The organism is Thermostichus sp. MS-CIW-41 (assembly GCF_054058915.1).
Window position 1 is genome coordinate 24,290 of the sequence record NZ_JBSSBO010000018.1, and the last position, 22,300, is coordinate 46,589.

Sequence of the window (22,300 nt, forward strand, 5' to 3'; positions counted from 1 at the left end):
GGTCGCGATGAATCCCGTTCCTCTGTATGTGGCGGCAACAGCTCACGGGTTTGGGCACGTTACCCGTCTGGCGGCGGTCGTGAATGCTTTGCTGCGGCGGGATCCCCATGTTCTGCCCATCTTTGTTACGCCGGCTCCCCGCTGGCTCCTGGAGCGTTACGTGGAGGGGAAGTTTCTCCATCGGCCGCGGGCGTTGGATGTGGGGGTGGTGCAGCCGGATGGGCTGCAAGCGGATCTGCCGGCTACGTTGGCTGCCCTCAAGGCGTTTAAAGCCAGCGCTGCGGAGCTTGTTCGAGAAGAAGCGGATTTCATTCGAGCCCAGGGGGTGCCTTTGGTGTTGGCGGATGTGCCGCCCATTGCTGCGGCGATTGCCCAAGCTGCTGGGATCCCTTGCTGGATGGCCAGTAATTTTGGCTGGGATTTCATCTACCAAGAATACGGCCCGGAGTTTCAACCGTTTGTGGCCTGGGTTCGGGAGCTCTATGGGCAATGTGACCTTCTGTTTCGCCTGCCCTTTAGCGAGAGCATGGTCGCGTCAGCGGTGCGGAGCACTAGCGCCTTCCCGCATCAGCGGGAGGTGGGGCTGACGGGATCGGATCCCCGCTACCCACCAGAAGAGGTCGCCGCCCAGTTGGGGTTACACCCGGAGCAACCCAGGGCTTTGTTCACCTTTGGCGGGCTAGGGGTACGGGGGTTTCCTCACGAGCGGCTCCAAGATTTTCCCGACTGGCAGTTTCTCACGTTTGATCCGGAAGCTCCCCCCTTGCCCAACTTGCGGGTTTTGGATGGGCGGGTGTGGCGACCGGTGGATGTGATGCCCCTCTGCCGCTGGGTGGTGTCCAAGCCGGGCTATGGCACTTTGGCGGAGGCCCTGCGCAGCCGCACACCTATGGCCTGTGTTACCCGCTCTGGGTTTGCTGAGTCACCGTTGCTGGTTGAGGGTTTGCGGCGCTATGGCTGGCATCGCATTCTCTCGCCAGAGGAGTTTTTTCAAGGATCCTGGGACTTTTTGCGGGATCCCGCCCACCCACCCCAGAGGCCGGATGGGTTGGATCTGCAGGGGAATGAAACCCTGGCTGCTGCCTTAGAGGCATTCCTGCGGGGAAGGGATGCCGGGTAGCATAAAGGGCAGCTTCCTGCAGCGGATCCCATGGCCAGCAGCTCGACAGAATCTCTGCGGCAACTGTACGAAGAATTGCCCTACCCCAATGTGGCGATTGAGGCCTCGGGCCGCAACGCCATTGACGGGTTGTACCGCCTAAGTTTGACCACCGCCCAATACGCCCGCACCCGCGCCATTGTGCCCAGCGAAGGCGCTCTCATTTTGAATGCTGGCTGCGGCTCTGGCTGGGAAACGTTGATCCTGGCGGAGGCCAATCCGGGGGCGCGGCTGGTGGTGTGCGACCTGTCGGCAGAGTCGGTACGGGTGACGGAGCGACGCTTGCGCTACCACGGCTTCGGGGAGGTGGAGCTCCATGTTCTCAACCTATTGGACATCGAACAGTTGGGGCTGGAATTTGATTTCATCAGCCTCAACGATGTGCTCTATCTGCTGGACGATCCGGTGGCGGGGCTAAAAGCCCTCAAGCGGGTTCTCAAACCTGACGGGATCCTGCGGGCCAACCTGCACCACGCCTACCAGCGGGAGGTGATCTTTCGCCTACAAGAGGCGTTTCGGCTGCTGGGGCTGTTTGATCTACCCACTCCTGAGGCCTGTCAGCGGGTACGGGAATTCATGGCCAGTTTGGCCTCAGACGAACTGCGAGCTGCCTTGCGCTGGAACCCTGAGATCTACAAAGACAACACCAACATCCGGGCCAACTACCTCTTGCCGGGGGACAAAGGCTTCTTGGTTCCCGACTTGATGCGCATGCTCGCAGACGCCGATCTGGGCCTTGTCTGCTTGGTGGACTATGCCGACTGGGATCCGGCGCTTTTGTTCAAAGAGAGGGCCATGCCCCCCTGGCTGCAAGCCGAGCTGGACAAACTCTCGCCTGCCGACCAGAATCACTTTTATGAGCTGATCTACCCCAACCATCGCCTCATTGACTTTTGGGCAGAACACCCCGGCTCTTCCTTGGTCTTGCCCTGGAGCGACGCCGATTGGCTGGGGGGCAGAGTGCAGCTCAACCCCATCCTGGCCGACAACGTCGAATTTCGCCAAAACTTTGCCAAAGCCTACGAGAAGAAGCTGGAGTTTGCCATGAATTGGCCGGGGGCTAGCTATGGACGCCTGACCATCTCAGCCCCTCAGATGGCTTGGCTGGGATCCCTGTTGCAGGGGCCAACGGCAGTGAAAGCCTTGATTGAGCAAGCGGCCCAGGTCAACACGTTAGAGCCGGAAGCGGCCCGGGAGGAAGTGCTCACCTACCTGGCAGGGCTGGAGTCGTTTTTGTTTGTGATGTTGGATCCTGCACCCGTTCCAGGAGAAGGAGTTTTTCCAATCGCTTGAGATCCCCGAGCCTTTCTCCCAAGGGTAGAGGGAAGCCAATGGGCCGGTTCACGGCAACTTGGAACGACTATTGAGGGATTGAGGCTCTGCCGGGCTGCAAGAACGGTCTTGGGCAGATGTCAGATGGGGAGGGATCCCTCTCTAGCGATCCACCAGGCGCAGCTCGAAGGTGAGGATGTTGGCGGCCAAAATCTCCAAAGCCCCGCCCTCGATAAGGTCGCGAGTGAGGGCAGCCCCGGAGCCACTTTGTTGGATCAATTCGCGGCTGCGGCGCACCGTCTCCTGTCGCTGGGGGTCGTCCACAACCACCTGCCGCTGATTGGACAGGCTGAGGCGATAGAAATTGGGCAGATCCCCCCGGGTGGCATCAATGGCCAGATTAGTCTCTTCAGGGGCTACGCGGAAGGGGGCGCGAGCGGTGAGCAGAGCCACCTGAATATCTTGATCCCGCCCATCGAGACCCTGCAGCTCGGAGATATCGATCTGGAAATTGAGGGTATCGCGGTCACGGGTGAGGCGATTGACCCGTACCTGGTTAAAGCCGACGGCAAACTCTCGTTCCGGCTCTCCAAACCGCTGGATGGTGGCTTGCAAGACCGACTCTTCGTTGAGGGGGGTAACCCGAATGAGGTAATCCCAGTCCCGCACAAAGGTGTACTCGTTGAGCCCCACACGGACGTTGGGATCCACCAAGTTGGCGGTAGGGCCAGGGCTGCCGGCCCGGCTGAGAGCTACCATGTACCAGTAGTTGGGGCTGATGGGCAAACCCAGGGTCATGCGTACTTCCAGCACTGGCCGCGCCCAAGCGGCAACAGCTGTGAGAGCCGTTATGGCCATGGCTCCCAAGCAACTCCACAGCCAGCGCTGAGGAGGAAAATTAAGCCGCGGCGGGCAAGAGCAAGTGATGGCTGGGGTTCTCATTCAAGCCTCTTCAACTCTCCGGCAGGTGGCGGCAGCCTGAACTCCTTTCCTGCTCACTCTGGAACAGTCTAGCCAGGAATGGCGTGCCCTCAACAGGGGATCCCAAGGGTCGGCGGCGGAGCGCCAGCAGAAGTTTTCGTTAAGCAGTGATGATTCGGTGTGGAGCATGACTCTAGTCAATAATAAGCTCAACTATACTGAAAATAATGTATAATATGTTCAGTACGGATTACTACCAGTTGATCTTTCTGTTTACTTTCGAGTCTGCCAACATGGTAGCCAAAGCAAAGCAGAAAATTGGTAGTAAGACGACACGGAAACTGCGCTTTGGGTATTCTACTCAAAGCTTTGCGGGATACCGCCATTCTGGTTGGAAACAAACAGAATGCTATCGCTGCATAGTTGAACAGTGATGTTCAGCAGTGTTCAGCGTAAATGTATCAGGATGGCTATGCGCATTGCTCAGATTGCCCCTTTGCATGAGAGTGTGCCCCCCAAGCTCTACGGCGGCACTGAGCGGGTTGTGTCTTGGCTCACCGAAGAGCTGGTGCGGCGGGGGCATGAGGTGACGTTGTTTGCCAGCGGCGACTCCCAAACCCAGGCTCGCCTCATCCCCTTTCGGGAGCGGGCTTTGCGTTTGGATCCCACGGCCATCGACACAGTGGCTCCTCATGTTTTGATGGTCGAGAGAGCCTTTCAGATGGCCGACGAGTTTGACATTATCCACGGCCACATCGACTACTATCCCTATGCCCTGGCCCGTCGCCACCCGCAGGTTTCTTTTTTGGCCACCCTACACGGGCGACTGGACATTCCGGAGCTGCAGCCCCTCTACACCGAGTTTCAGGACATTCCGGTGGTCTCCATCTCCAACGCCCAGCGGCTGCCGCTGCCCCAGGCCCGCTGGGTGGGGACGGTCTACCACGGCTTGCCCCTGGATCTCCACCGTTTCTATCCAGAAAAGGGGGACTACCTGGCCTTTTTGGGCCGGGTCTCCCCGGAAAAAGGGCTGGACACGGCTATTGAAATTGCGGCGCGGGCAGGGATGCCGCTGAAGGCTGCTATCAAGATCGATGCGGTGGATCGCCAGTACTACGAGTTAGAAATTAAGCCTTTGGCCAGTCGCCACCCCAATGTGGAGATCATAGGGGAAATCACCGACCAAGAGAAAAGCGAGTTTTTGGGCAAGGCCCATGCGGTGCTGTTTCCCATCCGCTGGCCGGAGCCCTTTGGGCTGGTGATGATTGAAGCGATGGCCTGTGGCACGCCGGTGATCGCCACACGCTTTGGCTCCGTGCCGGAGGTCATGGCCGATAGCCGCTCCGGTTTTATTGTCGACTCGGTGGAGGAAGCAGTGGAGGCTGTGGAGAAGGTGGGATCCCTGAGCCGAGCCGGGGTGCGGCAGGTGTTTGAGGAGCGGTTCAGCGTGGAAAGAATGGTGTCGGACTACGAGGCTCTCTACCGCCAACTGGTGAACGAGCGGCAGGAGATGTCGCGAAGAAGGCAGCTTAATAAGGCTTAGATGGGCCAAGTAGCAGCTAGGGCTGCTGGGCTGCATCGGGGGGCCCCTGCTTCTTCGCCTTCTTTGAGTGGACCGATAGCAGTAAGCTGTTCGCGTAGGAGACCGGCTGGATAGGGATCGAGAAGACCGAGATGGCAGAAGACATCATCCAAATTCAAGATCAGTACTACATCCGGGCCAGCGCCTCTTGGGTGGAGGCACGCTCTCATGTTCTCAAGCATGACAACTGCTTTGCCATCTTTGACCGGCGAGGGAACATGCGCCCCCTCGGCATCCGGGATCATGGCCTCTTCCGGGACGACACCCGCTTTTTGTCCCGCTGGGTGTTGGACTTGCAGGGAAAGCAGTTCCTGCTGCTCAGCTCAGAGGTGCGGGAAGACAAAGATATTTTGGCGGTGGATCTGACCAACCCGGAGTTCACCACCTCAGAGGGGCAGTTTATCGGTCAAGATACCCTGCATGTTCTACGGACTACTTTTCTGTGGAACAACGTAGCCTACGAGCGCATTCGCATTCACAACTACGGCTCGGAGCCGTTTCGCGTGCCGATTACCCTGCGCTTTGAGGCGGACTTTGCCGATATTTTTGAGATCCGGGGCATCCGACGGGCCCAGCGGGGTCAAGTGCTGCCGGCCCAGGTGAACCCTGAGGGAGTGGTTCTCCGCTACCGCGGCTTGGATGGAGTGGAGCGGCAAACCCAGTTGCAATTTTTGCCGGCGCCGGAGCTAGTGTCGGAGAAGCTGGCGCAGTGGTGGGTGCCTTTGGCCCCGCAGGAGGAACGGGATTTGGAGCTGAGGGTGATCTGCAGCTACGGCGGGGAGGAGATTGCCCCTTTGACCTACCAGGAGGCTCTGCAGGCGGAGCGGGAGCAAAGGGCTTCCTTGCGGGCGCAAGCCCACCGGATCGACACCGGCAATGCTCAGTTTAACGATTGGCTCAACGCCTCACGGGATGATCTGCTGATGATGCTCACCCGCACTCCCTACGGGCTTTATCCCTATGCGGGGGTGCCTTGGTTTACCACGGTCTTCGGGCGCGACGCCCTGATCACCGCCCTGGCCACTCTCTGGTGGTTTCCAGACTTGGCGCGGGGGGTGCTGCTGTATCTGGCGGCCCACCAGGCCCAGGAGGTGGATCCCAGCCGCGATGCCGAGCCTGGCAAGATCCTGCATGAGCAGCGCTCCAGCGAGATGGCCAAGACGCGCGAGATCCCCTTTGGCAATTATTTCGGCAGCATTGACTCCACCCCTTTGTTTGTGGTGCTAGCAGGGCGCTACGTGCGCCGCAGCGGCGATCTAGAGCTGTTGCGGCAGCTCTGGCCAAACATCGAAGCAGCCCTGCACTGGATGGACACTTACGGGGATGCGGACGGGGACGGCTTTTTGGAGTATGCCGGCAAGGCGCGGCGAGGCCTGCGCAACCAGGGCTGGAAAGATTCTGAAGATGCCATCTTCTACCCGGACGGATCCCTGGCAGAACCCCCCTTGGCCCTGTGCGAGGTGCAGGGCTATGCCTACGAAGCTAAGCAGTTGGCAGCAGAGATGGCCGAGCTGCTGGGGCGGCAAGAGCAAGCAGCCCAGTTGCGACAACAAGCGGAAAAGCTGCAGCAGCAGTTTTGGGATCACTTCTGGTGCGAAGAGTTGGGGGGCTATGCCCTGGCTTTGGATGGCCAGAAGCAACCCTGCCGGGTGCGCAGCTCCAACATGGGCCACTGTCTGTTTTCGGGGATCGCCCATCCCGAGCACGCCGCCCGCATTGCCCGGCAACTGCTGGAGCCAGCTTTCTTCAGCGGCTGGGGGATCCGCACGGTGCCGGAGGGAGAGGGCCGCTACAACCCCATGTCCTACCACAACGGCTCCATCTGGCCCCACGACAACGCCTTGATTGCCGCAGGCTTATCTCGCTATGGCTTCAAGGGCGAAGCGGTGCGGGTTTTGACGGCGCTGTTCGATGCCAGCCAGTTTCTGGAGCTGAAGCGGTTGCCGGAGCTGTTTTGCGGTTTTGGTCGTCGGCAGCGGGAGGGCCCCACCCTTTATCCGGTGGCCTGTCTGCCCCAGTCTTGGGCGGCGGCCAGTGTGTTTTTGCTGCTGCAGGCTTGTCTGGGGCTGGAGATCGACGGGCTGGCTCAACGGGTACATTTAACCAAGCCCACTCTGCCCCTGTGGCTGCCCCATGTCATTCTTGAGAATGTGCAGGTGGGCCAGGGATCCCTGGACATCGGTCTCTATCTGCAGTCAGGAGGGGTGGGGATCACCGTCCTCAGGAGTGCGGGGGACGTGGAATTGACGGTGAAATAGTTGCAAAATTCAAGACATCCGCAACACAACCTACAACTAAGTTTCACCTGCCAAATGTGGCGATAGGGACACAACTCAACAGTTCAGACAGCCTCTCCCTATCCCACATCACCCACATCATCAGAAGTTCTACTCTTGAATGTAGAGCTGATCCAAATTCCACAATGGCCCCAGAATGGGTCGGGGATCCACCCCTTGAATGCGGTTGCGCAGGGCTGAGAGAACCAGGGGGTTGAAAGTGCCAATTTGGGGCAGTTGTTCCTGAATGATGATTTGAAACCGGTCGTAGAGGGCTTTGCGCTTTTCAAAGTCTAGCTCCCGCACCCCTTCAATAAAGATGCGGTCGATCTCCCGTTCCCAATCGCTCACCTCAACCCCTTCTGCCGGGTTACCGGGCAAATCTCCCAGATTGAAGAGGTGCAAACGGCCATCGCTGCGCCAGATGTTGGAGCCGTTGTTGGGTTCGGTACCGCCGCCGCCAAAGCCCAGCAACAGGGTTTCCCAGTCGCGGCTATCGGTGCGCTGCACCAGGGTGTTGAAGGCGATGGGGGTAAAATCAACGGTGATGCCGATCCGCTCCAGATCAGCTTTGATCAACGCGCCGGTGGCCTCCCGCTGATTGTTGCCGGCGTTGGTGAGCAAGGTGAAACGGACACGGTTGCCCTCGGAATCCCGCAGGTGGCCCTCAGCATCGTAGGTGTATCCGGCATCGAGGAGCAGTTGCCGCGCTTTTTCAGGGTTGTAGTCGTAGGTGGGCAAGCCCTCTTCAGGGCTGAGGTAGAAAGGGCTGGCGGGGGAGAAGACCGAGTGCTGGATCTGGCCCAACCCTTGCAGGACGCTATCGACGTAAAACTGCCGGTTCATGGCGTGGGCCACCGCCCGGCGGAAGTTCAAATCGTTAAACCAGCGGCTTTTGACGGGATCCACAAAAGGCCGCCCGGTCTGGGGGTTACGGGCGCGGCTGAGGTTGAAGGCAAAGAAACTGTTGTTCAATGTCTGGCCGAGATTGTAGATGGTGAACTGATCCCGTTCTTCTTCCCGCTTCAAGAGCTGAAAATCTCTCCCCCGCACCGAAAACACGTCGGTCTCGCCGGAGCGAAACTGCAGCAGCGCGGTGTCCTCTGAGTCCACAATGCGCAGGATCACCCGTTCAATGCGCGGGATCCCTTCCCCTTTCCAGTAGTAGGGATTGGGCCGGTACACCAGCCGTTGGCCGGGGGTGTATTCCTGCATGACATAGGGGCCGGCCCCCACCAATTGCTGCACCGGCGTGTCGATACCCCAGGTTTGCAAGAAAAGGGGGTTGCCCCGGCTGTCCAACTGCTCGACGGTGGGCTCGAGGATGTGCTTGGGCAAAATAGGGGATCCGGCCTGCAGCAGAAAGGGAGCGAAGGGCTCCGGCAAAACGAACTCAATCCGCCGCTCGTCCAGCGCCCGCACCTGAGGCAGTGCTCCGGCTTCTCCAATTCGCTTCACATCCCGCGCAGAAGTCGGGATCCGCTCGTCGAAGATGATGCGGTTAAAGGTAAAGTCCACATCTGCTGCTGTCAGAGGCTCTCCATCCGACCAGCGCAGCCCCTCCCGCAAGGTAAAGACATACCGCAAGCCGTCCTCAGACACTTCCCAGCCTTCCGCCAGCTCCGGTTTGGGCAAGAGGGTATCCTCATCCAAGGTGACCAAGCCCGCCTCCAGGTAGGCGATGGCGTCGCGGCTGGAGCTTTCGGCGGCCAGATAGGTGTTGAAGGTTTTGGGATCCGAAGTCACCGTGGCAACCAGATGGGGGGGGCGGGTGGGCGTGGCACAAGCGCTGAGCCAGAGCAGAAGGATCCCCAAGAGTAGAGGGACAAAAAGGCTTCTCTTGAGCTGGTCTGTTGAGGTGCTGTTTTGGCCCACCATTTCCTTTGCCAAGTTGTCGTTCCAAGCAGGTTTGAGACGGCCCGTTTCTGTCCTGTGCTGGAGGCGCAAGCGCTCCACACCACTAAGGCCCTCACCCCCAGCCTTTCTCCTAGAAGACTGGCCCGCGCCCCCGGCCCTTTTCCCAGAGGGAAAGTTGGGGATCGAGGCGACGGGTGGTTTCACGGCGATTTTGCGGGAGCGGTTGCTTGCCAGTTTGGCAGCTCGGGCAGGGCGATGACCAGGTTCTTTTCAGACTCTGCTGGGAAGGTTAGCACTCCAGCAACAGGGCTACTGCGAAGGCAGCAATGGCCTCTCCCTGACCTATGGGGCCCAGTTTTTCGTTAGTAGTAGCCTTGACCCCCACTTGCTTGGGGGAGATCTGCATCGCCTCTGCCAGGCGGGCCTGCATGGCGGGGATGTGAGGTTTGAGCTTCGGCTGCTCCGCCACCACCACACTGTCCACATTGACAATTCGCCAGCCTTCTTGGCTCACCAGTTGCACCACTTGCTGCAATAGAAGGATGCTATCGGCCCCTTTCCAGCGTTCTTCTTCCGGGGGAAAGTAAAAGCCAATATCCCGCAGGGCTGCTGCCCCCAGGAGAGCATCCATGATGGCGTGGGTAAGCACATCGGCGTCGCTATGGCCCAACAGTCCCTTCTCGTAAGGGATCCGGATCCCGCCCAGGATCAAGGGGCGCTCTGCCACCAGGCGGTGAATGTCGTAGCCCTGACCAATCCGCACTGCTTTTCCGTCCTCGAAGAACCATAAAATCGCTGGGGCACTGTTTTGAGCCTCATTTCCTGAAGAAACTGCTGGAGTTCTTCCGCTCAGAGGGTACAGTGGGCTTCGAGAGAGAGTTGCCGGTCAACCCCCCTTACTCAGCAGCCTCTAAAGGAGAGCAGCATATCGGGCAGGCGGAGCCGCTGTAGCAATCAAAACAGATAAGATGGGATTTTCCGTAAGAATTGGTACAGCGCTTGGCCCACTGATAATCCCCGTAGCTGAGCTCCTTTCCGCAAACGTCACATTTGGGCATCTAGCTTTCTCCTGGCCTCTGGGTTACCTGAAGTTTAGGATACGTTGCCACTGCCATCTCTGGTGATGAAGCCAAGCTCTGGCCGGAGGGATCCCGTGGCTTCCCTATCCGCAGCAGCATCCTGGAGACCACAGGGAATCCAACCCGCTTGCCAAAGGGCCCGGTTTTTCAGGGTGGCCGCGTTGACCCAGAGGCGCACCTGGGGATCGCAGACGGCTCTGAGCTCGGCAAACACCGGCCCTCCTTCCCCTTGTTGGCGAGCGGTGACCTGAAAATGTCGCCAACCCAGAACAGGCTGAACGGAAGTCCATTTGGAGCCGAGGAGGTGCGGGAAAGGCTGTTTCCGACGGGGTTTGTTGCGAGCCACGGGACGGAGGGTGCGAGCGGGTAAGGGATGAAAGGGACCCAGCTTTCCGGCCATTCCTGAGGACGGCAGCGGGGATCGAGGGGAGCGGCAAAGCCAGCCGAGATCCTGAGTTTCCCTCAGATCCGCCTGTGATCGGTATGTGTGATCGGTATGATCGAGGGGATCCCTTTCCACTCCAGCCTATCCAACCATGGAGCAGCACCGGCAACGGCTTCAGTTCTCTTTCTGGCAGGCAGTCTTGAAGGGAGGCCTTCTGTTTCTGATCCTGGCTGGCCTAATCTTGGGAACAGGCCTGCCCTTGGGAGCGGCAACCGGCCCCACTTTGTCCGGCAAACTTACGGGGCCAGAATGGCGGCAAGCGGATCCGGAAGCCAAGCAGGACTTTTGTCGCAAAGCCTTTCAAGCATTTCGCGCCTCTCCTTCCCAGAGCTACATCATCAGCTCCAATGTGCAGGCTTTGACCCCAGAAGGTTTGTGTCGGCGCTTGGATCAGTTTTATCAGTATGCCGTCAACGACGAGATCCCCATCAACCAGGCGGCCAATATTGCCCCATTGCTGTTTTCAGACTTACCCCTGGAGCAGCCTTGATCCCTGTGGAGCGCTTGGTCTGCTGGGGACAAAGGCGGCGGGCGAGGATCTGGGCCCAGCTCTCAACAGTTTGGCCGGATCTAGACAGGCGTAGCCAGAGGTTCCGGGGGTGCAGGGAAAGGGAGCTGCTGCAGTTGGGGTTGGTGGGGGCGGATCCCCATTGCTTGGCGCATCAAAGCAGGCTTGAGCAGCGGCAAAACCTCCAGTCCCCACAGGCCCAGGCGACGCAAGACCAGCAACGGCCAGCTTCGGTTGGAAAAGAGGCGATTGGCAGCATCGGTTGCAAAAAGAACCAGCGCGTTTTCTGGGCGGCGACAGCGCTCGTAGGCTTTTAACAAAGCCGGATCGCCGGGATCCCGGCCCGCCATTTTGGCTTCGATCAACAGGGCAGCCAAAGCCGCCACATCCCGCATGCCCAGATTCGCTCCCTGCCCCCCCAGCGGATGGGTGGTATGGGCAGCATCCCCCACCAAAGCCAGCCGGGATCCGATGTAGGTTTGGGCATGGGCCCGCTGCGGCTGATAACAAGCTCTGGGAGAGGCGGCCAGCAACGCTCCCAACTGGGATCCAAACCAAGGCCGGATGGCCTGCAAAAACTCAGCCTCAGACAAGCCCATCAGCCGATCTCGATCCGCTTGGCGCACTGTCCAGACGACGCAACTGCGATGGGGATCGGAGGTGGGCAAAATGGCGAAGGGGCCGCTGGCCTGAAAGCGCTCGTAGGCCACCTGCCGGTGAGGATGCTCATGGGTGAGGGTGGAAACGATGCACACCTGCCCATAGTCCCAGCAGGATAACGGGATCCCAGCCTGTTCCCGCAGCCGCGAACGGGCCCCATCTGCAACCACCAGCAGAGCAGCCCGCAGGGTTTGCCGGGATCCCTCCTGAGCCAGCAGCTCTACCCGCAGGTGATCTGCTGCAGGGGAGAAACTTTGCACCTGGGCGGGGCTGAAAAGCGTTACCGAAGGGCACTCGCGAATGCGCTGCAACAGAGCTTTTTGGGTAATTTGATTTTCCACGACGTAGCCCAGGGCCGGCGCTTGGAGCATCTCACGGCGCAGCTGAGCCACCCAGGGGCCTTCCCCATCAGAGACCTGAATGCGGTGGATGGGAGAGACTCCCCAGGCCTCCATAAGGGGCCATACCCCAATCCGCTGCAGAATACGAGCTGTCCCCAGAGCCAAAGCGCTGGCTCGGCCATCCGCCCCCACCCCCTGCGAGAGATCCCGCCCCTCGATCAGCCCGACGCGGATCCCGGCCTGGCCCAAAGCGGCTGCTAAGGTGGATCCCACCATCCCAGCTCCGGCAATCACCACTTCAAAATCCAGTCGCCTCGGCTTGGCTGCTGTCGGAGCAATGGCTAGGGGAGCAGCGGAAGTGGGCAAAAGGCTCATGGGCACTCACGGCAAGTAGGCTTAACTTCCATTCTAGGGTTCCTGCACCTGGCAGGCCGCTAAGGACAAGCGGCAAGTGGGGTCAAAGCGCCACGAGGGATCCCTTTTGATCTCAGCCCCTTTGTTTGCTGCTGCAGGGTGGAATCCCTGTGGGTAGCTGATACATTTACGCTGAACACTGCTGAACATCACTGTTCAACTATGCAGCGATAGCATTCTGCTTGTTTCCATTCGCGTTAGCGGGACGGAGTCCAAACAGAATGGCGGTATCCCGCAAAGCTTTGAGTAGAATACCCAAAGCGCAGTTTCCGTGTCGTCTTACTACCAATTTTCTGCTTTGCTTTGGCTACCATGTTGGCAGACTCGAAAGTAAACAGAAAGATCAACTGGTAGTAATCCGTACTGAACATATTATACATTATTTTCAGTATAGTTGAGCTTATTATTGACTAGAGTCATGCTCTCTGCTGATTGTTGCCCAGGCGGAGCGGGCCGGAAGGTGCGCACCAGAGTGACGTTGTTGGACGAAGGGGTTGGTGCTGGGATCCCATGGGCCGCAGGGGGCTGGGAAAGGCATCCCTGAGCCATAGCCGATAATAGGACTGTCCTCTTGCTATCCCGCTTTCTATGCCCAGCTCCATCATTTCCCCGGAAAACCTGCTGGATCTTTGTGAACAGGGTGTACACAAGGCATTGGCTGCTGGAGCCGACCAGGCAGAAGTGTTTGCCAACTCAGGCCGGGAAACGGAAGTCACGTTTGAAAAAAACGACCTGAACCTGGCCCGCAGCAGCAGCGAGACCCTGTTCGGCGTTCGGGTTTTCTGTGGCGGCAGGCTGGGCTTTGCCACCTCCAACCGCCCGGAAGAGTTAGCTGAGACGGCGGCTGAGGCTGTGACCATGGCCAAGGCTTCGCCGGCGGATCCCCTCAACGGGCTGCCGGAGCCCCAACCTTTGCCCCAGGTGCCCTTTGCCCTCGACCCAGGCCTGCTGGAACTGGATGCCGCCGAGCTGACCCAGTTGGGATCCCAATTGCTGGAGTGGGTGCGCTCCAAAGACCCTCGCATCACCATCGACAGCGGCTCCCTCAGCGTGGAGGAAGAGACCCTGGCCATCGCCTCTTCCACCGGCATCCGGGCCAACTACCACAGTGTCGAGGCGGGGGGATCCCTGTTTGGCATGGCCATCGACGGGGACGAGGTGGGCAGCTTTGCCTACGACGGCGACAGTGTGCAGAAGCGGGCCGATCTGGTGCCGGCGCTGGAGCGGGCTTTTGATCGCTTTGTCCAGAAATGCGTGGGGGCGCTGGGGGCTGGCGAGGGGGAGAGCTTCCGCGGCCCCATTGTCCTGCCGCCAGATGTGGTGGAGGAGTTTCTAGGGGATCTCCTCTTTGTCTTGGGGGCAGATGCGGTGCGCAAAGGCAAAAGCCCCTTGGCGCAAAAAATGGGATCCCGGATCGCCAGCCCGTTGCTCACCGTGGTTTCTGAAGGTCTGGGCCTGCCCGGCTACCCCATTGAGCCCTTCGACCGCGAAGGGATCCCTCGCCAGATTACCCCCTTGGTTCACGAAGGGATCCTCTGCAACTTCATGTACAACAGCTACGAGTCCCGCGCTGCTGGCGTTTCCTCCAACGGCCATGCCACAGGGGGAGCAGGCAGCCTGCCGGGAGTAGGGCCGGCTTGCCTGAGGGTGGCCCCAGGGACAACCCCCCTGTCCGAGCTCTACGCGATGGATCGGGGAGTTATCGTCACCCGCCTCTCCGGCAGCAGCAACCCCATTACCGGTGACTTTTCTGGGGTGGTGAAAGGGGGCTTCTTGGTCAAAGGCGGCGAGAAACGCCCCATCCTGGAGACCACCATTGCCGGCAATCTCTACGATTGTTTGCGCAATATCTCCGCCATTTCCCAGGAAGTAACGGTTTTCAACGGCACGGCTGCCTTTCCCGCCCTGCGCATTGAAGATGTATCCATCACTGCGGGCTAAGTAAAGCTAGGGGTGTCGAGATCCCGGCAACAGCGATTAACCTCATTCCCAAAAGCTGCGGAGTTGTTCCCATGGGCCAGGAGATCACCTGCCTCCGTTTTGGTACTGCAGACTTTGCTCAGTTTGCAGCTCGGCTCCAGCAAGAGACGAAGTTGCTCGAGCGCTGGTTGGCCGGTGCGCCGGGGCTGGATCCGGCTTGTCAGCCCTTTGCCCAGGGATCCCCGGTGGGCGGGTTTGAGCTGGAGGCATGGCTGGTGACCCCTCAGGGAGATCCGGCCCCGATAAACTCAGCCTACCTGGAAGCGGTGAACGATCCGCTGGTGGTGCCGGAACTGGCCCAGTTCAACGTGGAGATCAACAGCCGGCCCCAAGTTTTGACCGGCTTGGCTCTGCGGCAGTTTCAGCAAGAGCTGGGCCAAACGTGGGATCGCTGTTGCCAAGTGGCCGAACACTTGCAGGCGGGGTTGATGATGATCGGGATTTTGCCCACGGTGCAGCAAAAGCAACTGACCTTGGAGATGATCTCCCCCCGCAAGCGTTACCTGGCCCTCAACGAGCAGATCCTGAACTTGCACCGGCGTGAGCAATCCCAAGCGATCCCTTCCCTGGGGCTAGATATCGAAGGACCGGCTGGGCGGTTGCGGGTTACCCACCCGGACATCATGCTGGAGGCGGCGACCACCTCCTTTCAAATCCATCTGCAGGTATCCCCCCAACAGGCGGCCCGTTACTTCAACGCTTCCCTGCTCGTGTCAGCCCCCTTGGTGGCGCTGGCGGCCAATTCCCCCTACCTATTCGGGCACGATCTGTGGGCAGAAACCCGCATCCCTTTGTTCGAGCAGGCCCTAGATGGGCCACCCCCGCCCTCCCCCACCCACTGCCCCCGCGTCACCTTCGGGCAAGGCTATGTACAGGGATCCCTGATGGAGCTGTTCTGGGAAAATGTGCATCGCTACCCGGTGGTGCTACCGCAAACGTTGGCCGCCTCTCCCTGGGAGCTGGCCCATCTGCGCCTCCACAACGGCACCATCTGGCGCTGGAACCGACCCCTGATCGGCTTGGATCCCGTTCCCCACTTGCGCATCGAACAGCGGGTGGCAGCGGCAGGCCCAACCCTACCCGACATGATCGCCAACGCGGCCTTCTACTTTGGCCTGGTACAAGCCTTGGGATCCCAGCCCGTTTCCCCCGAGCAGGAGCTAAGCTTTGCCCAGTGCCGCGCCAATTTCTACACGGCGGCCCGCTGGGGTCTGGAGGCCCCCATCACTTGGCTCAAGGGTTGGCAGGGATCCCTGCGCCAATTGCTGCTGGAAGAGCTGATCCCCCAAGCAGAGGCGGGTTTGGTTCAACTGGATCTGGCCCCCTCCGATATTCAGGAGTACCTGGGCATTCTCCGCGCCCGGGTGGAGTCGGGGCAGAATGGGGCCACCTGGCAGCGCCGCTACGTGGCTCGGCATGGTAAAGATATGCAACAATTAACCTGTGCCTACTGGGAACGGCAGCGGCAAGGCCAACCGGTACACACCTGGGATCTCAGCTAGGGCTCTCTCCACAGCCAGTTGCACCAGCGGTGGGCCACCGCGGCGGCAGGACGGATCCCTGGCCCGCATCTCGAGTGGGCAAACTCTCTCTCAGATGGCCTTGTTGCGACCCGAGCTACCGCAGCGAAACGGTTCATTCGCGACCAAGGGCTTCGTTGGACTTCTGCTCCCTCCTACCCCAGGGAGAGAGGCCAGAAGCCAGAAGTTTGAGTCGAGCCTCTTAGCCCAAACAGTATGCTCACCGTTCTCGATCATCTACCGGATCAACTGCTGGATCTAGAGGCCCATCAGCTTTACGACCGATTGGGTGGGCCAACCCTCATCCATCTGCCGGGACGACGGGATCCGGCCCTGTTTGTGTCCGTGCTGCTGCACGGCAACGAAACCACCGGTTGGCAGGCGGTGCGGCAGCTCCTCCGCCACCACGCCCAGCGGGAATTGCCCCGTTCTCTTTCCCTTTTCATTGGCAACGTGCAGGCTGCCCGCCACCGGCAACGGCGGCTAGATGGCCAACCGGACTACAACCGCATTTGGGGCCCCGGCTCCACCCCCGAGCACGCCATGGCCCAGGCCGTCCTGCAGCAAATGCAGCGGCGGGGCGTTTTTGCCAGCGTCGATATCCACAACAACACGGGCACCAACCCCCACTACGCCTGTGTCAATCACCTGGATGCCCCTACCCTGCACCTGGCCACCTTGTTTGGGCGCACCGTTCTCTATTTCACCAAGCCAGAAGGGGTACAGAGCATGGCCTTCGGGCGCTTCTGCCCGGCGGTGACCCTGGAATGCGGCAAGCCGGATCAACCCCACGGCACCCAGCATGCCTACGAATTTCTGGAAGCCTGCCTGCACCTGTCGGCGATCCCGCAGCGCCCTGTCTTCCGCCAAGATATCGACCTCTTCCACAGCGTCGCCATTGTCAAAATCCCGGATCAGGTGAGCTTCAGCTTTGGGGAAGAGAATGGCGACCAAGAGGGATCCCCCTCCCACATCCGCTTCCCGCCGGATTTGGATCTCCTCAATTTTCGGGAGCTTCCCCCCCACACCCCCATTGGCTGGACGAACAACGGCTTCCACCTGGAGGTGCAAGACGAGCAGGGCCAAAATGTGGCGGATCGCTTTTTCTATGCCTGCAACGGAGAAATTCGCACCAGCGTGCCCATCATGCCGGGCATGCTCACCCTCAATAGCCGCATCATCCGCCAAGACTGCCTCTGCTACCTGATGGAGCGCTACCCCCTGGCCGGCTGAGCCGGGCTGCCAATTTCCCCGAGGGGATCCCCAAACCAGAACGGGTGGTGCTCCCCACCCCTGCAATAACAGACTCCCCGCTGGCCGCTGTACCCGTCCGCCGAGGGATGGTGGGTACGCTAACGTGGGACAGAGCGACCCCGCAAGCCCTATCCTGAAAACTGCCAACGGCACGCTGAGCCCACGGGATCCCTATGTTGCGCCTGCTGCGGATCGAGAACTTTGCCCTGATCGAGCAATTGGAGATCCCCTTTCGAGCGGGGCTAAACGTGCTCACCGGAGAAACCGGGGCCGGCAAATCCATCATCCTCGATGCTCTGGATGCAGCTCTAGGAGGTACAGCTCGGGCTCTGCGAACTGGCAGCGAACGAGGTCTGGTGGAAGCGATCTTCAGTCCTAATCCTGAACTGCAAGCCTGGCTAGAACAAGAGCACATCGACCCCCTAGAGGAGGGCCTGGTTTGTAGTCGCGAGCTGGTGTTGCGCAACGGCAAGCTCACCAGTCGCCTGCGGGTGAATGGGGTGCTGGTGAACAAAGCCCAGATGCTCAGCCTGCGGGCCAAATTGGTGGAGATCACCGCCCAGGGGCAAACCGTTCAAATCCAATCTCCGCAAACCCAGCGCCGTTGGCTGGACGACTTTGGCGGCGAAGAGTTGTTGCGAACACGGGCAGAAGTGGCTGCCCTTTACCAAACCTGGAACCATCTGAAAACAGAGGTGGAATCCCGCCGGCAAAACCAACAACTGCGCCTGCAACGGCTAGACCTGCTGGAGTTTCAAGCGCAAGAGCTGGCCGCCCTGCGCCTGGAGGATCCCGACGAAATGGCCAAGCTGGAGCGGGAACGGGAGCGCCTGGCCCACCGGGTGGAACTGCAACAGCAAAGCTACGAAGCTCACCAATTGCTCTACCAAAACGACAGCGGCTCACCGGCCATCGCCGATCTGTTGGGCCAGGTAGAACGGTTGCTCCAGACCATGACCCAGCGGGATCCCGACCTAGCCCCTCTGGCGGAAATGGTCAGCAGCGCTCTCATTCAGGTGGAGGAGGTGGGGCGAGAGCTAATTCGCTACGGCGAGACGCTGGAGGCGGATCCCGGTCGGTTGAACAAAATTGAACGGCGCTTGGCGCAACTCAGACAAGCCTGCCGCAAATACGGCCCGACCTTGGCCGAGGTGATGGCCCATGCGGAGCGGGTGCAGACGGAGTTGGCCCAACTGCGAGGAGACAACACCGACCTAGAGGAATTGCAGGTGCGGCTGGACAAAGCTGCCCAAGACCTGGAGCGCCATTGCCAGGTGCTCTCTCAACTGCGGCAACAAGCGGCCTGTCAACTGGAAAAGGCCCTCATAGAAGAGCTCAGCCCGCTGGGGATGAGCGCAGTGCAATTCCGGGTGCAGATCCAACCCGGCCCCCCGACAGCAGAGGGGGTGGATCAGGTGAGTTTTTGGATTAGCCCCAACCCGGGTGAGCCTCTTCAGCCCTTGGCCAGCATTGCCTCGGGCGGCGAGATGAGCCGTTTTCTGCTGGCCTTGAAAGCCGTATTCAGCCGCATCGATCCGGTGGCCACCATGGTTTTCGACGAGATCGATACCGGCGTGTCGGGCAAAGTGGCGCAAGCCATCGCCACCAAGCTGCACAGCATTGCCCGAGATCACCAGATCCTCTGCGTCACCCACCAACCCCTGATCGCTGCCTTGGCGGATCACCACCTGCGGGTTCACAAGGTGGTGCACCAAAAACGAACTTCTGTGCGGGTGGAGCTTTTGGGAGAACGGGAACGCCGCGAAGAACTGGCCCAACTCACTGCCGGCCACTCTGCCCAAGAAGCGATGACGTTTGTGGAGGCTCTTCTCAACCAAGCAGCTCAACTGCGCAAGCAGCAAATGGCCAGTCCCGCTTGACTCTCCTTCTGGGAAAGGGGAGGGGGGTGAGGGCCTCAACCACCCAAGAACAGCTCCAGCACCTCAGGATTGCTCAGCAGGTTGGGGCCGGTATCCTCAAAGCGGTTTTCTCCCGTGGACAAGACATAGCCCCAGTCCGCCATCTTCAGGGCCTGCTTGGCATTTTGCTCCACCATGAGGATGCTGATGCCAAGACGGTTGATCTCTTGCAGGAGGGCGAAGGTCTGTTCTATGTACAGCGGTGACAGGCCGGCGGTCGGCTCATCCAGCAACAGCAACTGCGGCTCCACCATCAACGCTCGCCCTATGGCCAGCATCTGCCGTTGTCCACCCGATAGGGATCCCGCCGCTTGGCGTCGTTTCTCTTTCAGGGGCGGAAACAGCTCATAAACCCGCTCCAGTTGGGCGGCAGGGTTGTCGCGTCTGATGAAGGCCCCCATCTCCAGGTTCTCTTGCACGGTGAGGGAAGGAAAGACATTGTTGGTTTGGGGCACAAAGCCGATTCCCCGTCGCACCAGTTGCTCAGCGGGCAGGTGGGTGATGTCGGATCCCTGAAACAGCACTCGGCCTGAGCGGATGGTGGCCAAGCCAAATAAGGATTTCAGCACTGTCGATTTGCCGGCTCCATTGGGGCCGATGATCACCACCATTTGCCCAGGGTTCACCTTCAGGTGGATCCCCTTGAGGATGTCCACCCCCCGGTAGCCGCTGTAGAGATCCTGGATGTCCAGCAAAGGGGTCATGAGAGGGATCCCTCCGAAGGCAGAGGGGAGGGTTGGGGTGGGTTTAGGGAGTCGGCCAGTGCCACAGATCCCAAATAGGCCTCCCGCACGGCTGGGTTTTGTTTGATCTCCTCCATGGATCCCTGGGTGAGAACCTTGCCGGCAGCCATGACCACCACATGGTCGCAGAGACGGGTCACCAGATCCAGGTCATGCTCGATGATGCAAAAGGTGCAGCCCCGCTCGCGGTTGAGATACTCGATAAAGCGCATCAAATCCGCCAGCAGGGTGCGGTTGACGCCAGCCCCCGGCTCGTCCAGCAGGATCACCCGTGCATCGGTCATCAAGGTACGTCCCAGTTCCAAGAGTTTTTTTTGCCCCCCGGAAAGGGTGACGGCCAGTTGATCCCGCAGATGGATCAGGTTCAGCCGTTCCAGAACCTCTTCGGCCCGAGCTTGCAGGTTGCGTTCTTGTCGTTGCACCCGCCGCCAACCGAACCAAGTGGCGAACAGGTTTTCCCCTATCTGGTTGGGGGGAACCACCATCAAGTTCTCCAAGACGGTCATGCGGCCAAACTCCCGCGGGATCTGAAAGGTGCGCACCAGCCCTCGACGGAACAGATGGTGAGGGGGCAGGCCGGTGATGTCTTCCCCATCTAGCCAGATGCGCCCGCTGCTGGGCCGAATAAACCCGGCGATGATGTTAAAGAGCGTGGTCTTCCCGGCCCCATTCGGGCCGATCAAGCCCGTAATCCGACCGGTTTCGATGCGGAAGGAACAGTGATCCACCGCGCTAATGCCGCCAAACCGCTTGGAGATGTCGTCGATAACAATCACGCCGCTGCCTTGGGAAAACCCCGCCGACCGATGAGTTCAGTATTTCTCAAAATATAATGAGCCCAATGGCCGAGTTTGCCCATTATCCTTCCTGGATTCCTACAGGGGCAACTGCCTTTGGAGGCCGCAGCCAGCCCTACAGCAGCCAAGGAACGGGCGAGATCCTGAGTCTGGCCCGCCTGTTTCCCGGAGCCATCTTTTCTTGAGGAAGTGGGGAACGCTTTGAGGTGAGCCAACGTCTGACTGCTACGGTTCAACACTTGCTTGACTTTTGGGATCTGAGTTCTACTTTCTCTTCCCTCATAGGAGGTTGTTGGTTATGTCTCCCATGAACAAACTCACCCGACGGGCCTTTGCGGCGGCGGCTGCCCTGACGGCTGCTGCTCTTGCCACCACTCTGCTGCCCAGCACGGCTCAGCAGGCCACTCAGGGGCCGGTCAAAATCGGGGCCTTGATGTCTCTTACCGGGGATCTGCAGGCCTTCGGGGAAAACTGCCTCAAAGGGATCAAGCTGGCGATTGACCAAATCAACGCCGCCGGTGGCATTTTGGGATCCCCTGCCCAAGTGGTCGAAGCGGATGACCAGACGTCGGCTCAGCCGGCTATCGACGCAGCTCAGCGGTTGGTCAACGTGGAGAAGGTGGCCGGCATCATCGGCGCCTTGGGCAGTGGCATCACCATCCCGGTGGCCACGACGGTTTCTGTTCCCAATCGGATCCCGCAAATTTCCCCCGCTTCCACCGCCCCCACCATCACCACTCTGGAGGACAACGATTTTCTGTTTCGCACGGTTCCTTCCGACGCCTACCAAGGGGTGGCCTTGGCCCAGATCACCCGTGAAGAGAAGCTGGAGCGCCTGGCCATTATTTACATTAACAACGACTACGGCCAGGGCCTGGCCGACAGCTTTAAGACGGCTTTTGAAAAGCGGGGCGGCACCATCACCAAGTCGGTTCCCTACGAGCCCGGCAAGGCTTCCTACCGCAGTGAGCTGACCCAACTGAAGGAAGGGGATCCCCAGGCGTTGGTGCTGATTGGCTACCCCGAAAACGGTGTGGTCATTTTGCGGCAAGCTTTGGAAGAAGGACTGTTTGACCGCTTTGTCTTCACCGATGGCATGCGCTCTCCCGACGTGGCAGCCCAGGTGGGAGCCGAAAAGCTAGAGGGATCCATCGGCGTTTCGCCTCAGGCCCTCACCGATAGCAAGGCTTACCAAATCTTTGCCGAAGCCTACAAAGCCGCCTACGGGGAGCTGCCCCCCACCCCCTACATCGACACCGCCTACGATGCCGCTTTTGTCCTGGCTCTGGCCATTCAGAAAGCCGGCAGCACCGATGGCACCGCTGTTCGAGATGCCTTGCGGGAAGTGGCCAATCCGCCTGGCACCGAGATCCTGCCTGGAGAGTGGGCCAAGGCGGTGGAGCTGATCGGCAAAGGGGAAGACATCTTCTACACCGGCGCCTCTGGATCCATCAACTTCGATGAGAATGGGGAGGTGGCCGGCACCTTTGCCCACTGGACTTTCCAAGGGGGGAAGGTGGTGGATCTGAAGGTGTTTGAGCCGGAGAGCTGATTTTCCCCTGCGGCTCCTGAG

At 59.8% G+C, this 22,300-nt stretch carries 17 protein-coding genes; 10 read left to right on the plus strand and 7 right to left on the minus strand.

The features are described from left to right. Positions 1-7 precede the first annotated feature (7 nt). Positions 8-1,120, plus strand: a complete 1,113-nt coding sequence (locus tag ACVWXE_RS07255) for a glycosyl transferase (RefSeq protein ID WP_457489946.1) — start codon at positions 8-10, stop codon at positions 1,118-1,120. Positions 1,121-1,150: 30 nt separating this feature from the next. Then, complete coding sequence (locus ACVWXE_RS07260) at positions 1,151-2,452, plus strand: class I SAM-dependent methyltransferase (RefSeq protein ID WP_457489947.1); 1,302 nt, start codon at positions 1,151-1,153, stop codon at positions 2,450-2,452. Positions 2,453-2,593: 141 nt separating this feature from the next. Here ACVWXE_RS07260 and ACVWXE_RS07265 read toward each other — a convergent pair whose 3' ends face one another. Beyond that, a complete protein-coding gene (locus ACVWXE_RS07265; RefSeq protein ID WP_041436270.1) occupies positions 2,594-3,289 on the minus strand; it encodes a hypothetical protein in 696 nt (231 codons plus the stop codon). Positions 3,290-3,824: 535 nt separating this feature from the next. On the opposite strand from ACVWXE_RS07265, the gene ACVWXE_RS07270 reads away from it, so the two are divergent. Both ACVWXE_RS07270 and ACVWXE_RS07275 read left to right on the plus strand, forming a co-directional pair. Further along, on the plus strand, positions 3,825-4,895 hold the full coding sequence (locus tag ACVWXE_RS07270) for a glycosyltransferase family 4 protein (RefSeq protein WP_457489948.1): 1,071 nt from the start codon (positions 3,825-3,827) through the stop codon (positions 4,893-4,895). Positions 4,896-5,026: 131 nt separating this feature from the next. Further along, entirely contained in the window at positions 5,027-7,192 is a 2,166-nt protein-coding gene (locus ACVWXE_RS07275; protein ID WP_457489949.1) for an amylo-alpha-1,6-glucosidase, read from the plus strand. A gap of 129 nt (positions 7,193-7,321) precedes the next feature. On the opposite strand, the gene ACVWXE_RS07280 is transcribed toward ACVWXE_RS07275, so the two are convergent. From ACVWXE_RS07280 to ACVWXE_RS07290, 3 genes are all read right to left on the minus strand, one after another. Further along, positions 7,322-9,088 (minus strand): ABC transporter substrate-binding protein, encoded by a 1,767-nt coding sequence (locus ACVWXE_RS07280; protein ID WP_457489956.1) that lies wholly within the window; start codon positions 9,086-9,088, stop codon positions 7,322-7,324. Between the two features lie 268 nt (positions 9,089-9,356). Further along, positions 9,357-9,830, minus strand: a complete 474-nt coding sequence (ispF, locus tag ACVWXE_RS07285) for a 2-C-methyl-D-erythritol 2,4-cyclodiphosphate synthase (protein WP_457489950.1) — start codon at positions 9,828-9,830, stop codon at positions 9,357-9,359. 329 nt (positions 9,831-10,159) lie between these two features. After that, positions 10,160-10,492, minus strand: coding sequence for a TIGR02450 family Trp-rich protein (locus ACVWXE_RS07290; protein ID WP_457489957.1), 333 nt, complete (start codon positions 10,490-10,492; stop codon positions 10,160-10,162). Between the two features lie 238 nt (positions 10,493-10,730). Between ACVWXE_RS07290 and ACVWXE_RS07295 the strand changes: the two genes are divergently transcribed. Further along, complete coding sequence (locus tag ACVWXE_RS07295; protein ID WP_414329946.1) at positions 10,731-11,081, plus strand: hypothetical protein; 351 nt, start codon at positions 10,731-10,733, stop codon at positions 11,079-11,081. Between the two features lie 80 nt (positions 11,082-11,161). Here ACVWXE_RS07295 and ACVWXE_RS07300 read toward each other — a convergent pair whose 3' ends face one another. Further along, positions 11,162-12,475, minus strand: coding sequence for a UbiH/UbiF/VisC/COQ6 family ubiquinone biosynthesis hydroxylase (locus ACVWXE_RS07300; RefSeq protein WP_457489951.1), 1,314 nt, complete (start codon positions 12,473-12,475; stop codon positions 11,162-11,164). A gap of 627 nt (positions 12,476-13,102) precedes the next feature. On the opposite strand from ACVWXE_RS07300, the gene ACVWXE_RS07305 reads away from it, so the two are divergent. From ACVWXE_RS07305 to recN, 4 genes are all read left to right on the plus strand, one after another. Next, the gene (locus ACVWXE_RS07305; RefSeq protein WP_457384146.1) at positions 13,103-14,455 is read left to right on the plus strand and encodes a TldD/PmbA family protein; all 1,353 of its coding nucleotides are present in this window, start codon (positions 13,103-13,105) and stop codon (positions 14,453-14,455) included. Positions 14,456-14,526: 71 nt separating this feature from the next. Next, the gene (locus tag ACVWXE_RS07310) at positions 14,527-15,996 is read left to right on the plus strand and encodes a glutamate-cysteine ligase family protein (RefSeq protein WP_457489952.1); all 1,470 of its coding nucleotides are present in this window, start codon (positions 14,527-14,529) and stop codon (positions 15,994-15,996) included. A 234-nt stretch (positions 15,997-16,230) separates the two neighbouring features. Continuing rightward, entirely contained in the window at positions 16,231-17,247 is a 1,017-nt protein-coding gene (locus ACVWXE_RS07315) for a M14 family metallopeptidase (protein WP_457489953.1), read from the plus strand. 194 nt (positions 17,248-17,441) lie between these two features. Further along, the gene (gene recN, locus ACVWXE_RS07320) at positions 17,442-19,148 is read left to right on the plus strand and encodes a DNA repair protein RecN (RefSeq protein WP_457489954.1); all 1,707 of its coding nucleotides are present in this window, start codon (positions 17,442-17,444) and stop codon (positions 19,146-19,148) included. Between the two features lie 35 nt (positions 19,149-19,183). On the opposite strand, the gene ACVWXE_RS07325 is transcribed toward recN, so the two are convergent. Next, positions 19,184-19,891, minus strand: coding sequence for an ABC transporter ATP-binding protein (locus ACVWXE_RS07325; RefSeq protein WP_414347449.1), 708 nt, complete (start codon positions 19,889-19,891; stop codon positions 19,184-19,186). Further along, complete coding sequence (locus ACVWXE_RS07330; RefSeq protein WP_414329274.1) at positions 19,888-20,706, minus strand: ABC transporter ATP-binding protein; 819 nt, start codon at positions 20,704-20,706, stop codon at positions 19,888-19,890. The genes ACVWXE_RS07325 and ACVWXE_RS07330 overlap by 4 nt, the downstream gene beginning before the upstream one ends. 319 nt (positions 20,707-21,025) lie before the next feature. Between ACVWXE_RS07330 and ACVWXE_RS07335 the strand changes: the two genes are divergently transcribed. Then, positions 21,026-22,279 carry an ABC transporter substrate-binding protein gene (locus tag ACVWXE_RS07335; RefSeq protein ID WP_457473390.1) on the plus strand — a complete coding sequence of 418 codons (1,254 nt, stop codon included), beginning with the start codon at positions 21,026-21,028 and terminating at the stop codon, positions 22,277-22,279. The last annotated feature ends 21 nt before the right edge of the window (positions 22,280-22,300 follow it).

Bases quoted from the DNA above. Each gene is read 5' to 3' on its own strand.
- ACVWXE_RS07255 (WP_457489946.1), top strand. From the start codon at position 8: ATGAATCCCGTTCCTCTGTATGTGGCGGCAACAGCTCACGGGTTTGGG.
- ACVWXE_RS07260 (WP_457489947.1), top strand. From the start codon at position 1,151: ATGGCCAGCAGCTCGACAGAATCTCTGCGGCAACTGTACGAAGAATTG.
- ACVWXE_RS07265 (WP_041436270.1), bottom strand. From the start codon at position 3,289: ATGGCCATAACGGCTCTCACAGCTGTTGCCGCTTGGGCGCGGCCAGTG.
- ACVWXE_RS07270 (WP_457489948.1), top strand. From the start codon at position 3,825: ATGCGCATTGCTCAGATTGCCCCTTTGCATGAGAGTGTGCCCCCCAAG.
- ACVWXE_RS07275 (WP_457489949.1), top strand. From the start codon at position 5,027: ATGGCAGAAGACATCATCCAAATTCAAGATCAGTACTACATCCGGGCC.
- ACVWXE_RS07280 (WP_457489956.1), bottom strand. From the start codon at position 9,088: ATGGTGGGCCAAAACAGCACCTCAACAGACCAGCTCAAGAGAAGCCTT.
- ACVWXE_RS07300 (WP_457489951.1), bottom strand. From the start codon at position 12,475: ATGAGCCTTTTGCCCACTTCCGCTGCTCCCCTAGCCATTGCTCCGACA.
- ACVWXE_RS07305 (WP_457384146.1), top strand. From the start codon at position 13,103: ATGCCCAGCTCCATCATTTCCCCGGAAAACCTGCTGGATCTTTGTGAA.
- ACVWXE_RS07310 (WP_457489952.1), top strand. From the start codon at position 14,527: ATGGGCCAGGAGATCACCTGCCTCCGTTTTGGTACTGCAGACTTTGCT.
- ACVWXE_RS07315 (WP_457489953.1), top strand. From the start codon at position 16,231: ATGCTCACCGTTCTCGATCATCTACCGGATCAACTGCTGGATCTAGAG.
- recN (WP_457489954.1), top strand. From the start codon at position 17,442: ATGTTGCGCCTGCTGCGGATCGAGAACTTTGCCCTGATCGAGCAATTG.
- ACVWXE_RS07325 (WP_414347449.1), bottom strand. From the start codon at position 19,891: ATGACCCCTTTGCTGGACATCCAGGATCTCTACAGCGGCTACCGGGGG.
- ACVWXE_RS07335 (WP_457473390.1), top strand. From the start codon at position 21,026: ATGTCTCCCATGAACAAACTCACCCGACGGGCCTTTGCGGCGGCGGCT.